Origin of the sequence: Shigella flexneri 2a str. 301 (genome assembly GCF_000006925.2) — a bacterium.
Taxonomy (GTDB): domain Bacteria; phylum Pseudomonadota; class Gammaproteobacteria; order Enterobacterales; family Enterobacteriaceae; genus ECMA0423.
Window position 1 is genome coordinate 4,215,067 of record NC_004337.2, and the last position, 12,038, is coordinate 4,227,104.

The window sequence follows — 12,038 nt, forward strand, 5'->3', positions numbered from 1 at the left end:
TCCCGAATAAACGGTCTCAGCCAGTTAAGGCACTCCGACAAGAAATTAGCCCCCACAAACGGGGCGTTGAATGTAAATTACGCGTTAACAGCGCAGAACTCAAGCAGGATGTTTGACGCGGGCGGCGTCAAGCACCAGCAGAATCAGCTTATCTTCCAGCACAAAGCGCGCTTCCAGCGCCTCGCCGATGTCAGATAAAACCTGTTGAAACTCAAGGTAATTATCATGATCGATGGCGGTTTCCAGGCTGGAATCGTAGTAATCCATAATCTGTTGGGTATTGGCTTCGAGTTGCGGCCAAATCTTCGCGGCGCGCGCGAGTTGCCCGTTGCCTTCCAGCTTATGAAGAATGCGCTCATAAATACTGAAATGTCCGGCAGACAAGTAATCGACCAGGCTCTGACAAAAATCATCAAGGGCTTTTTCGTTTAGCCTCATGTACGATTCTTTGCCAGGCTTAATGCCAACCAGATTGTAGTAAGCCACGAGCAGATGCTTACGTACATGTAGCCAGCGATCAACCAGTTTGTTACTTCCTCTGACGCGCTCCGTCAGGTTATCGAGCTGGTTAAGCATGATTGACTCCGCAAGTTTGTATTCAAAAACTGCTCAGTGAGAAATGTAAAAACCATGTTAAACATGCCAGTGATGCAAAGGTAGTGCAAGAGCTATGGATCGTATAATTGAAAAATTAGATCACGGCTGGTGGGTCGTCAGCCATGAACAAAAATTATGGTTGCCGAAGGGAGAATTGCCATATGGCGAAGCGGCAAATTTCGATCTTGTGGGTCAGCGCGCACTACAAATCGGCGAATGGCAGGGGGAACCTGTTTGGTTAATACAACAGCAGCGGCGTCACGATATGGGGTCGGTACGTCAGGTCATTGATCTCGATGTTGGGCTGTTTCAACTGGCCGGACGTGGCGTGCAACTGGCGGAGTTTTACCGATCGCATAAATACTGTGGTTACTGCGGGCATGAAATGTATCCGAGCAAAACCGAATGGGCGATGCTGTGTAGCCATTGCCGTGAGCGTTACTACCCGCAAATCGCCCCCTGCATTATTGTTGCCATCCGTCGCGATGATTCGCTCCTCCTCGCCCAGCATACCCGCCATCGTAACGGTGTCCATACAGTACTTGCCGGATTCGTCGAAGTGGGCGAAACCCTCGAGCAGGCAGTCGCGCGGGAAGTGATGGAAGAGAGCGGAATTAAAGTTAAAAACTTGCGTTACGTGACTTCTCAGCCGTGGCCGTTTCCTCAGTCTTTAATGACCGCGTTTATGGCGGAATATGACAGCGGCGACATCGTGATCGACCCGAAAGAATTGCTCGAGGCGAACTGGTATCGCTATGACGATTTGCCGTTACTCCCGCCGCCCGGCACCGTAGCGCGCCGTCTGATAGAAGATACTGTGGCGATGTGTCGGGCAGAGTATGAGTGATGATACACTGACCGCCTGACGCACTAAGGAACAGCCAAAATGACCGAACTTAAAAACGATCGTTATCTGCGGGCGCTGCTGCGCCAGCCCGTTGATGTCACTCCAGTATGGATGATGCGCCAGGCGGGTCGCTATCTACCGGAATATAAAGCCACGCGCGCCCAGGCGGGCGATTTTATGTCGCTGTGCAAAAACGCCGAGCTGGCGTGCGAAGTGACTTTGCAACCGCTGCGTCGCTACCCGCTGGATGCGGCGATCCTCTTTTCCGATATCCTCACCGTGCCGGACGCGATGGGGTTAGGGCTCTATTTTGAAGCCGGAGAAGGTCCGCGTTTTACCTCGCCAGTCACCTGCAAAGCCGACGTCGATAAACTGCCAATTCCGGACCCGGAAGATGAGCTGGGTTACGTGATGAACGCGGTGCGTACCATTCGTCACGAACTGAAAGGCGAAGTGCCGCTGATTGGTTTTTCCGGCAGCCCGTGGACGCTGGCAACCTACATGGTGGAAGGCGGCAGCAGCAAAGCCTTCACCGTGATCAAAAAAATGATGTATGCCGATCCGCAGGCGCTGCACGCTCTGCTCGATAAACTGGCGAAAAGCGTCACTTTGTATCTGAATGCGCAGATTAAAGCCGGTGCTCAGGCAGTGATGATTTTCGACACCTGGGGCGGCGTGCTTACCGGGCGCGATTATCAACAGTTCTCGCTCTATTACATGCATAAAATTGTTGATGGTTTACTGCGTGAAAACGACGGTCGCCGCGTGCCAGTCACGCTGTTTACCAAAGGCGGCGGACAGTGGCTGGAAGCCATGGCTGAAACCGGTTGCGATGCGCTGGGCCTCGACTGGACAACGGACATCGCCGATGCGCGCCGCCGTGTGGGCAATAAAGTCGCGTTGCAGGGTAATATGGATCCGTCGATGCTGTACGCGCCGCCTGCCCGCATTGAAGAAGAAGTAGCGACTATACTTGCAGGTTTCGGTCACGGCGAAGGTCATGTCTTTAACCTTGGTCACGGCATTCATCAGGATGTGCCGCCAGAACATGCTGGCGTGTTCGTGGAGGCAGTGCATCGACTGTCTGAACAGTATCACCGCTAAGAGCCTGATCCATCAGGCTATTTTATTTGCCATTTTGAGGCCGGGCAGTGCTCAAAATCCTCACGTACTACGTGTACGCTCCGGTTTTTCCGCGCTGTCCGGCCTCAAACTGCCTTCAACAATTACGCCTGTTGAACCAGGCTCTAAGGAGCGATTATGGATCTCGCGTCATTACGCGCTCAACAAATCGAACTGGCTTCTTCTGTGATCTGCGAGGATCGACTCGATAAAGATCCACCGGATCTGATCGCCGGAGCCGATGTCGGGTTTGAGCAGGGCGGAGAAGTGACGCGAGCGGCGATGGTGCTGCTGAAATATCCCTCGCTTGAGCTGGTGGAGTATAAAGTTGCCCGCATCGCCACCACCATGCCTTACATTCCAGGTTTTCTTTCCTTCCGCGAATATCCTGCGCTGCTGGCAGCGTGGGAGATGCTGTCGCAAAAGCCGGATTTAGTGTTTGTCGATGGTCATGGGATCTCGCATCCTCGCCGTCTTGGCGTCGCCAGCCATTTTGGCTTATTGGTGGATGTGCCGACCATTGGCGTGGCGAAAAAACGGCTCTGCGGTAAATTCGAACCGCTCTCCAGCAAACCGGGCGCGCTGGCCCCACTGATGGATAAAGGCGAGCAGCTGGCCTGGGTCTGGCGCAGCAAAGCGCGCTGTAACCCGTTGTTTATCGCTACCGGCCATCGGGTCAGCGTGGACAGCGCGCTGGCGTGGGTACAACGCTGCATGAAAGGCTATCGTCTGCCGGAGCCAACGCGCTGGGCGGACGCGGTGGCCTCGGAACGTCCGGCGTTCGTGCGCTATACAGCAAATCAGCCCTAATTCAGGTAAACTGCGGATAATTTCCGTATTTGAGAACTCAACATGTTACAAAACCCAATTCATCTGCGTCTGGAGCGCCTGGAAAGCTGGCAGCATGTCACTTTCATGGCTTGCTTATGCGAACGCATGTACCCCAATTACGCCATGTTCTGCCAGCAAACCGGTTTTGGTGATGGGCAAATTTACCGTCGTATTCTCGATCTCATCTGGGAAACGCTGACCGTTAAAGACGCAAAAGTAAATTTCGACAGCCAACTGGAGAAATTTGAAGAAGCGATTCCTTCAGCCGACGATTTCGATCTGTACGGCGTTTATCCGGCAATCGATGCCTGCGTGGCGTTAAGTGAACTGGTCCATTCGCGTTTGAGTGGTGAAACGCTCGAACACGCGGTGGAAGTGAGTAAGACCTCCATCACGACCGTTGCGATGCTGGAAATGACTCAGGCTGGTCGCGAAATGGGCGATGAAGAGCTTAAAGAAAACCCAGCTGTAGAGCAAGAATGGGACATTCAGTGGGAAATATTCCGACTTTTAGCTGAGTGCGAAGAACGCGATATCGAGCTGATAAAAGGCCTTAGGGCAGACCTGCGTGAGTCGGGTGAGAGCAATATTGGTATAATTTTTCAGCAATAAGACCAGAAAACGTGATTTAACGCCTGATTTGTCGTACCTGGAGTCTTCCCTTTCGCCCCCCGTCTGGTCTACATTTGGGGGGCGAAAAAAAGTGGCTATCGGTGCGTGTATGCAGGAGAGTGCTATTCTGGCATTTCCGTCGCACTCGATGCTTAGCAAGCGATAAACACATTGTAAGGATAACTTATGAACAAGACTCAACTGATTGATGTAATTGCAGAGAAAGCAGAACTGTCCAAAACCCAGGCTAAAGCTGCTCTGGAGTCCACTCTGGCTGCAATTACTGAGTCTCTGAAAGAAGGCGATGCTGTACAACTGGTTGGTTTCGGTACCTTCAAAGTGAACCATCGCGCTGAGCGTACTGGCCGCAACCCGCAGACCGGTAAAGAAATCAAAATTGCCGCAGCTAACGTACCGGCATTTGTTTCTGGCAAGGCACTGAAAGACGCAGTTAAGTAAGATTGCGTGGCAGTGAACAGTTTTAACGAAGGGGTGGTTTCACCCCTTTTGTCTTTCTGGCGTCGATCATTGATGCTGGCAGGTGCGCTGTTTCTCACTGCCTGTAGCCACAACTCTTCACTTCCTCCCTTTACCGCCAGTGGATTTGCTGAAGACCAGGGCGCGGTACGCATCTGGCGAAAAGACAGCGGCGATAATGTGCATCTGCTTGCCGTGTTTAGCCCGTGGCGCAGTGGCGATACCACGACGCGAGAGTATCGCTGGCAGGGCGATAACCTCACGCTCATCAATATCAATGTTTACAGCAAACCGCCGGTGAACATTCGCGCGCGTTTTGACGATCGCGGCGATCTGAGCTTTATGCAACGTGAATCCGATGGGGAAAAGCAGCAGCTTTCTAACGACCAAATCGATTTATACCGTTATCGTGCTGATCAGATCCGCCAGATTAGCGATGCCTTACGTCAGGGGAGAGTCGTGCTGCGCCAGGGGCGCTGGCATGCGATGGAACAGACCGTGACCACCTGCGAAGGGCAAACCATTAAACCTGATTTAGATTCGCAGGCGATAGCGCATATCGAGCGCCGCCAGAGCCGCTCTTCTGTTGATGTCAGCGTGGCATGGCTGGAAGCGCCCGAAGGTTCGCAATTACTGTTAGTGGCAAACTCTGATTTCTGTCGCTGGCAACCCAACGAGAAAACGTTCTGATTTACCAGTGGCCCATACCCATATGACCGCCACCACCGCAGCCGCCGTAGCCCATGCCCATTCCGGCTCCGCGCGGAATACCCGCTTCAGCCATCGCGATATCTCGTTTCACCCGTAACTCATCTAACGACTGACGCAAATTCTCCATCTCTTTGGCGACCGCGTTAATTTTGCTGCTATCCGGTGGGTTCGCGGCTAACAGGGCATTGTATTCATAACGCTTCGTCACCAGTTGCTGTTGCAGTGCGCTGCTTTGAGCGTAAAAGTCATTATGGATTTTCTGCCACGCTGTCTGTTGTTCGCTGGTCAAAGGCGCGGCATTTTGCTGCCACATACCGTGTCCGCCGTGAGCAAATGCAGATGTCGATCCCATCGCCATTGCTGAAAGCGCCATCATTACCAGGGCAATTTTCGTGTTCCGTTTCATGGTTAATCCTCCAGTGGTTGTCTTACTTCGGGTATTGCATCTTCCGTGCCAACGATGAAACGCTGATATGACGGGTAATCTGGCATGATAAACGAGTAAAAATGACTCGCCTGCTGCGGGTAGCGAGTCATTTTTACTCATTGAAACTTAAGCCTTTGTGTTACAGCGCAGGGTAAGCGCTGATAAAAGATGGCATGATTTCTGCTGTCAGAAAGGGATGAGCAGGCAAAGAAGAAGATGCGTTTTATGCAACGTTCTAAAGACTCCTTAGCTAAATGGTTAAGCGCGATCCTCCCCGTGGTCATTGTTGGGCTGGTAGGGTTGTTTGCGGTGACGGTGATTCGCGATTATGGGCGCGAGACTGCCGCCGCCAGACAAACGCTGCTGGAAAAAGGCAGTGTACTTATTCGCGCTCTTGAATCCGGCTCGCGCGTCGGCATGGGGATGCGCATGCATCATGCGCAGCAGCAGGCCTTACTGGAAGAAATGGCCGGGCAGCCTGGAGTACGTTGGTTTGCGGTCACGGATGAACAAGGAACAATCGTGATGCATAGCAACTCCGGCATGGTGGGAAAACAGCTTTATTCCCCTCAGGAAATGCAGCAGTTACATCCGGGAGATGAAGAAGCGTGGCGGCGGATCGATAGCGCAGACGGCGAGCCTGTTCTGGAAATTTATCGCCAGTTTCAACCGATGTTTGCTGCTGGAATGTACCGGATGCGCCATATGCAGCAGTATGCCGCGACACCACAAGCAATTTTCATCGCTTTCGACGCCAGTAATATTGTGAGTGCCGAAGATCGTGAGCAGAGAAACACCCTGATTATTCTCTTCGCCCTGGCGACGGTCTTGCTGGCAAGCGTATTGTCATTCTTCTGGTATCGCCGCTATCTGCGCTCGCGCCAGCTTCTACAAGATGAAATGAAGCGCAAAGAGAAGCTGGTGGCGCTGGGGCATCTTGCGGCAGGCGTTGCCCACGAAATCCGTAACCCACTTTCCTCGATTAAAGGACTGGCGAAATACTTTGCCGAGCGCGCGCCTGCAGGGGGAGAAGCGCATCAACTGGCGCAGGTGATGGCGAAAGAGGCCGACCGTTTAAACCGCGTGGTAAGCGAGTTGCTGGAACTGGTTAAGCCAACGCATCTGGCTTTGCAGGCGGTGGATCTCAACACGCTGATTAACCACTCATTACAGCTGGTAAGCCAGGATGCAAACAGCCGGGAGATCCAGTTACGCTTTACCGCCAACGACACATTACCGGAAATTCAGGCCGATCCGGACAGGCTGACTCAGGTCCTGTTGAATCTCTATCTCAATGCTATTCAGGCGATTGGTCAGCATGGCGTGATTAGCGTGACGGCCAGCGAAAGCGGCGCGGGCGTGAAAATCAGCGTTACCGACAGCGGTAAGGGAATTGCGGCAGATCAGCTTGAAGCCATCTTCACTCCGTACTTCACCACCAAAGCCGAAGGCACCGGATTGGGGCTGGCGGTCGTGCATAATATTGTTGAACAACACGGTGGTACAATTCAGGTCGCAAGCCAGGAGGGAAAAGGCTCAACGTTCACCCTCTGGCTTCCGGTCAATATTACGCGTAAGGACCCACAAGGATGACGCACGATAATATCGATATTCTGGTGGTGGATGATGACATTAGCCACTGCACTATTTTGCAGGCTTTACTGCGCGGCTGGGGCTATAACGTCGCGCTGGCGAACAGCGGGCGACAGGCGCTGGAGCAGGTGCGGGAACAGGTTTTTGATCTTGTGCTTTGCGATGTGCGAATGGCGGAGATGGACGGCATCGCCACGCTGAAAGAGATCAAAGCGTTAAACCCGGCAATTCCGGTGCTGATTATGACTGCGTACTCCAGCGTCGAGACGGCGGTAGAGGCACTGAAAACTGGGGCGCAGGATTATCTCATCAAGCCGCTGGATTTCGATAACCTACAGGCGACGCTGGAAAAGGCGCTCGCGCATACGCACAGTATTGATGCTGAAACACCTGCGGTGACTGCCAGCCAGTTCGGTATGGTCGGTAAAAGCCCGGCGATGCAACACCTGCTCAGTGAAATCGCCCTCGTCGCGCCATCGGAAGCCACGGTGCTGATCCACGGCGATTCCGGCACCGGTAAAGAGCTGGTCGCCAGGGCGATTCACGCCAGTAGCGCACGTAGCGAAAAACCGCTGGTAACGCTCAACTGTGCGGCACTCAACGAATCCTTGCTGGAATCTGAATTGTTCGGTCACGAAAAAGGGGCGTTTACTGGAGCCGATAAACGCCGGGAAGGGCGCTTTGTTGAGGCGGACGGCGGCACGCTGTTTCTCGATGAAATTGGCGATATCTCGCCGATGATGCAGGTGCGTCTGCTGCGTGCGATTCAGGAGCGCGAAGTTCAGCGTGTCGGTAGCAACCAGACTATCTCGGTTGATGTCCGGCTGATTGCGGCGACCCATCGCGATCTTGCCGCAGAGGTGAATGCCGGGCGTTTTCGCCAGGATCTCTACTATCGCCTGAATGTGGTGGCGATTGAAGTACCATCGCTGCGGCAACGGCGGGAAGATATCCCTCTGCTGGCTGGCCATTTTCTTCAGCGCTTTGCCGAGCGTAATCGCAAGGCGGTAAAAGGCTTTACGCCACAGGCGATGGATTTGCTGATCCACTACGACTGGCCGGGAAATATTCGTGAACTGGAAAACGCGGTGGAACGGGCGGTGGTGCTGCTGACCGGGGAATATATTTCCGAACGCGAGCTGCCGCTGGCGATTGCCAGTACGCCGATCCCGCTGGGGCAAAGTCAGGATATTCAGCCGCTGGTGGAAGTGGAAAAAGAGGTGATTCTGGCGGCGCTGGAGAAAACGGGCGGCAACAAAACCGAAGCCGCCCGTCAGTTAGGGATCACGCGCAAAACGCTATTGGCAAAACTGTCGCGTTAGTTCTGCTCGCGTTCGATGGCGCGCCAACCGATATCTTTCCGGCAGAAGCAATCATCCCAGTGGATATCGGTCATTAAGGCGTAGGCGCGTTTCTGCGCTTCTGCCACGGTATGACCCAGCGCGGTGACGCACAGTACGCGCCCGCCGCTGGTTACCACCTGCTCGTCATCCGCCAGTTTTGTGCCCGCGTGGAACACTTTGCCGTCAGCCACTTCTTCCAGCGGCAGGCCGTGGATCACATCGCCGGTGCGGTAATCGCCCGGATATCCACCCGCAGCCATCACCACGCTGAGAGAAGCACGTTCATCCCACTCTGACGTTTTCTCGTCCAGTTTGCCTTCACAGGCCGCCAGGCAGAGCTCAACCAGATCGGACTTCATGCGCAGCATAATCGGCTGGGTTTCCGGATCGCCAAAGCGGCAGTTAAATTCAATAACCTTCGGATTGCCCTGTTTGTCGATCATCAGGCCCGCATAGAGAAAACCGGTGTAGGTGTTGCCTTCCGCCGCCATGCCTTTCACGGTTGGCCAGATGATACGTTCCATGGTGCGCTGATGAACTTCATCGGTTACTACCGGCGCGGGGGAGTAAGCGCCCATCCCGCCGGTGTTTGGTCCGTTATCTTTATCGCCTACGCGTTTGTGATCCTGGCTGGTAGCCATCGGCAGCACATGCTCGCCGTCCACCATCACGATAAAGCTCGCTTCTTCGCCATCGAGGAACTCTTCGATAACGATGCGATGACCCGCGTCGCCAAAAGCGTTGCCCGCCAGCATATCGTGAACAGCCGCTTCCGCTTCTTCCAGCGTCATCGCCACGATAACGCCTTTCCCGGCAGCCAGACCGTCCGCTTTAATGACGATTGGCGCGCCTTTCTCACGCAGATACACCAGCGCAGGTTCTACCTCGGTGAAGTTCTGGTATTCCGCCGTAGGGATCTTATGGCGGGCCAGGAAATCTTTGGTAAACGCTTTTGAGCCTTCCAGTTGGGCCGCACCTGCGGTTGGGCCGAAGATTTTCAGCCCGGCGGCGCGGAAGGTATCGACCACGCCTTTCACCAGCGGCGCTTCCGGGCCGACGATGGTCAGATCAATCTTTTCGTTTTGTGCGAAATCCAACAGCGCCGGGATATCGGTCACGCCGATAGCAACGTTTTGCAGCGCGGGTTCCAGCGCAGTGCCTGCATTACCCGGAGCAGCAAAAACAGTCTCAACCAGCGGCGACTGGGCCGCTTTCCAGGCCAGCGCGTGCTCGCGCCCGCCGTTACCAATCACTAATACTTTCATCTATTGCTCCATTAATGGCGGAAGTGGCGCATGTCGGTGAAGAGCATCGCAATACCGTGCTCGTCGGCGGCGGCAATCACTTCGTCATCACGGATGGAACCGCCAGGCTGGATTACGCAGGTCACGCCCGCAGCGGCGGCGGCATCAATACCGTCGCGGAACGGGAAGAACGCGTCAGAAGCCATCGAGGAACCTTTCACTTCCAGGCCTTCATCGGCAGCTTTAATACCGGCGATTTTCGCGGAGTACACGCGGCTCATCTGGCCCGCGCCAATACCGATGGTCATATTGTTTTTGGCATAGACGATAGCATTGGATTTCACGAATTTCGCCACTTTCCAGCAGAACAGCGCATCACGCAGTTCCTGTTCGGTCGGCTGACGTTGGGTGACGACGCGCAGTTCTTCCGCACCGACCATCCCCAGGTCACGATCCTGAACCAGCAGACCGCCGTTCACGCGTTTGAAATCAAGACCCGGAACACGCTCGCCCCACTGACCGCAGGTCAGAACGCGTACGTTCTGCTTGGCGGCGGTGATTTTCAGGGCTTCTTCGCTGGCGGAAGGCGCAATAATCACTTCGACAAACTGACGAGAAATGATGGCCTGTGCGGTTTCCGCATCCAGCTCGCGGTTAAAGGCAATGATGCCGCCGAATGCGGAGGTTGGGTCGGTTTTGTACGCGCGATCGTAAGCATCAAGAATGGAATTGCCGATAGCTACACCGCAAGGGTTGGCGTGCTTCACAATCACACATGCCGGCTCGGCGAACTCTTTCACGCACTCCAGCGCCGCATCGGTATCGGCGATGTTGTTATAAGAGAGGGCTTTACCCTGAACCTGGGTTGCGGTAGCAACGGAGGCTTCTTTCACATTCTCTTCTATATAGAAGGCAGCCTGCTGGTGGCTGTTCTCGCCGTAACGCATATCCTGCTTCTTAATGAAGTTCAGGTTCAGCGTGCGTGGGAAGCGACCGGCGGCTTCTTTGCTTTCACCGTGGTACGCCGGAACCATGCTGCCGAAGTAGTTGGCAATCATGCTGTCGTAGGCGGCAGTGTGTTCGAAGGCTTTGATGGCGAGGTCGAAACGGGTTGCAAGCGTCAGCGATCCTTCGTTGTCATCCATCTCTTTAATAATGGCGTCGTAGTCGCTGCTCTTCACCACGATTGCGACATCTTTATGGTTCTTAGCGGCGGAGCGCACCATGGTCGGGCCGCCGATATCGATGTTCTCAACCGCATCTTCCAGCGAGCAGCCTTCACGAGCAACAGTCTGGGCGAACGGATACAGGTTAACAACCACCATATCGATAGGCTGGATCTGATGTTCTTCCATAATGGCATCGTCCTGGCCGCGACGGCCCAGAATGCCACCATGTACTTTCGGATGCAGGGTCTTCACGCGTCCATCCATCATCTCCGGGAAACCGGTGTAATCGGAAACTTCGGTTACCGGCAGACCTTTTTCTGCTAACAGACGGGCAGTGCCCCCTGTAGACAGCAGCTCCACACCGCGTGCGGAAAGTGCCTGGGCGAATTCGACGATACCGGCTTTGTCAGAAACACTGAGCAGAGCGCGGCGGACTGGACGACGTTGTTGCATGGTAAATCCCCTGGGTTTGACTATTACAGAGAGCGTTAGCTGAATTTTTCGCGAAAAACTCAGCTAACGCCCCTAACGGGGCATCCTTATTTTTCGCCCGCATTGTAACGAAAACGTTTGCGCAACGCTCGCGAATTTTTCTCTTTCAATGGTGATCACAATTTTGACAGTGGTTACCGTGGGAAAAATACAGAAATTACATTGATGATTGTGGATAACTCTGTGCGTAAAAAGGTATAAAGCGGGGTTTTGCTGGGGAATGCAGCAGTCAGTCATTTTTCTGCAATTTTTCTATTGCGGCCTGCGGAGAACTCCCTATAATGCGCCTCCATCGACACGGCGGATGTGAATCACTTCACACAAACAGCCGGTTCGGTTGAAGAGAAAAAATCCTGAAATTCAGGGTTGACTCTGAAATAGGAAAGTGTGATATACGCCACCTCGCGACAGTGAGCTGAAAGCTGCGTCGCCTGCTCTTTAACAATTTATCAGACAATCTGTGTGGGCACTCGAAGATACGGATTCTTAACGTCGCAAGACGAAAAATGAATACCAAGTCTCAAGAGTGAACACGTAATTCATTACGAAGTTTAATTCTTTGAGCATCAAACT

At 53.8% G+C, this 12,038-nt stretch carries 12 protein-coding genes; 8 read left to right on the plus strand and 4 right to left on the minus strand.

The genetic code is table 11. The features are described from left to right. Positions 1-99: 99 nt before the first annotated feature. Positions 100-576 carry an anti-RNA polymerase sigma 70 factor gene (yjaE, locus tag SF4067; RefSeq protein ID NP_709789.1) on the minus strand — a complete coding sequence of 159 codons (477 nt, stop codon included), beginning with the start codon at positions 574-576 and terminating at the stop codon, positions 100-102. Positions 577-670: 94 nt separating this feature from the next. On the opposite strand from yjaE, the gene nudC reads away from it, so the two are divergent. The 6 genes from nudC to yjaH all read left to right on the plus strand — a co-directional run bounded on the left by nudC (position 671) and on the right by yjaH (position 5,176). Then, positions 671-1,444 (plus strand): NADH pyrophosphatase, encoded by a 774-nt coding sequence (gene nudC / locus SF4068; protein NP_709790.1) that lies wholly within the window; start codon positions 671-673, stop codon positions 1,442-1,444. 39 nt (positions 1,445-1,483) lie between these two features. Then, positions 1,484-2,548 (plus strand): uroporphyrinogen decarboxylase, encoded by a 1,065-nt coding sequence (hemE, locus tag SF4069; protein NP_709791.1) that lies wholly within the window; start codon positions 1,484-1,486, stop codon positions 2,546-2,548. A gap of 156 nt (positions 2,549-2,704) precedes the next feature. Further along, positions 2,705-3,376: an endonuclease V gene (gene nfi, locus SF4070; protein NP_709792.1), complete on the plus strand. Its 672-nt coding sequence runs from the start codon at positions 2,705-2,707 to the stop codon at positions 3,374-3,376. Positions 3,377-3,418: 42 nt separating this feature from the next. Continuing rightward, positions 3,419-4,009 carry a hypothetical protein gene (yjaG, locus tag SF4071; RefSeq protein NP_709793.1) on the plus strand — a complete coding sequence of 197 codons (591 nt, stop codon included), beginning with the start codon at positions 3,419-3,421 and terminating at the stop codon, positions 4,007-4,009. Positions 4,010-4,195: 186 nt separating this feature from the next. Beyond that, positions 4,196-4,468, plus strand: a complete 273-nt coding sequence (gene hupA / locus SF4072; RefSeq protein ID NP_709794.1) for a transcriptional regulator HU subunit alpha — start codon at positions 4,196-4,198, stop codon at positions 4,466-4,468. A 12-nt stretch (positions 4,469-4,480) separates the two neighbouring features. Beyond that, on the plus strand, positions 4,481-5,176 hold the full coding sequence (gene yjaH / locus SF4073; RefSeq protein NP_709795.2) for a hypothetical protein: 696 nt from the start codon (positions 4,481-4,483) through the stop codon (positions 5,174-5,176). A gap of 1 nt (position 5,177) precedes the next feature. On the opposite strand, the gene yjaI is transcribed toward yjaH, so the two are convergent. Next, the gene (gene yjaI / locus SF4074) at positions 5,178-5,744 is read right to left on the minus strand and encodes a hypothetical protein (protein NP_709796.3); all 567 of its coding nucleotides are present in this window, start codon (positions 5,742-5,744) and stop codon (positions 5,178-5,180) included. A gap of 96 nt (positions 5,745-5,840) precedes the next feature. Here yjaI and hydH point away from each other — a divergent pair, with 96 nt between their 5' ends. Beyond that, the gene (hydH, locus tag SF4075; RefSeq protein NP_709797.1) at positions 5,841-7,217 is read left to right on the plus strand and encodes a sensor protein ZraS; all 1,377 of its coding nucleotides are present in this window, start codon (positions 5,841-5,843) and stop codon (positions 7,215-7,217) included. Next, the gene (hydG, locus tag SF4076; RefSeq protein NP_709798.1) at positions 7,214-8,539 is read left to right on the plus strand and encodes a transcriptional regulatory protein ZraR; all 1,326 of its coding nucleotides are present in this window, start codon (positions 7,214-7,216) and stop codon (positions 8,537-8,539) included. Before hydH ends, hydG begins: the two co-directional genes overlap by 4 nt. Here hydG and purD read toward each other — a convergent pair. Together purD and purH are read right to left on the minus strand one after the other, a co-directional pair. Next, positions 8,536-9,825 (minus strand): phosphoribosylamine--glycine ligase, encoded by a 1,290-nt coding sequence (purD, locus tag SF4077; protein ID NP_709799.1) that lies wholly within the window; start codon positions 9,823-9,825, stop codon positions 8,536-8,538. The genes hydG and purD overlap by 4 nt on opposite strands. Positions 9,826-9,836: 11 nt before the next feature. After that, complete coding sequence (gene purH, locus SF4078) at positions 9,837-11,426, minus strand: bifunctional phosphoribosylaminoimidazolecarboxamide formyltransferase/IMP cyclohydrolase (protein ID NP_709800.1); 1,590 nt, start codon at positions 11,424-11,426, stop codon at positions 9,837-9,839. Between the last annotated feature and the right edge of the window lie 612 nt (positions 11,427-12,038).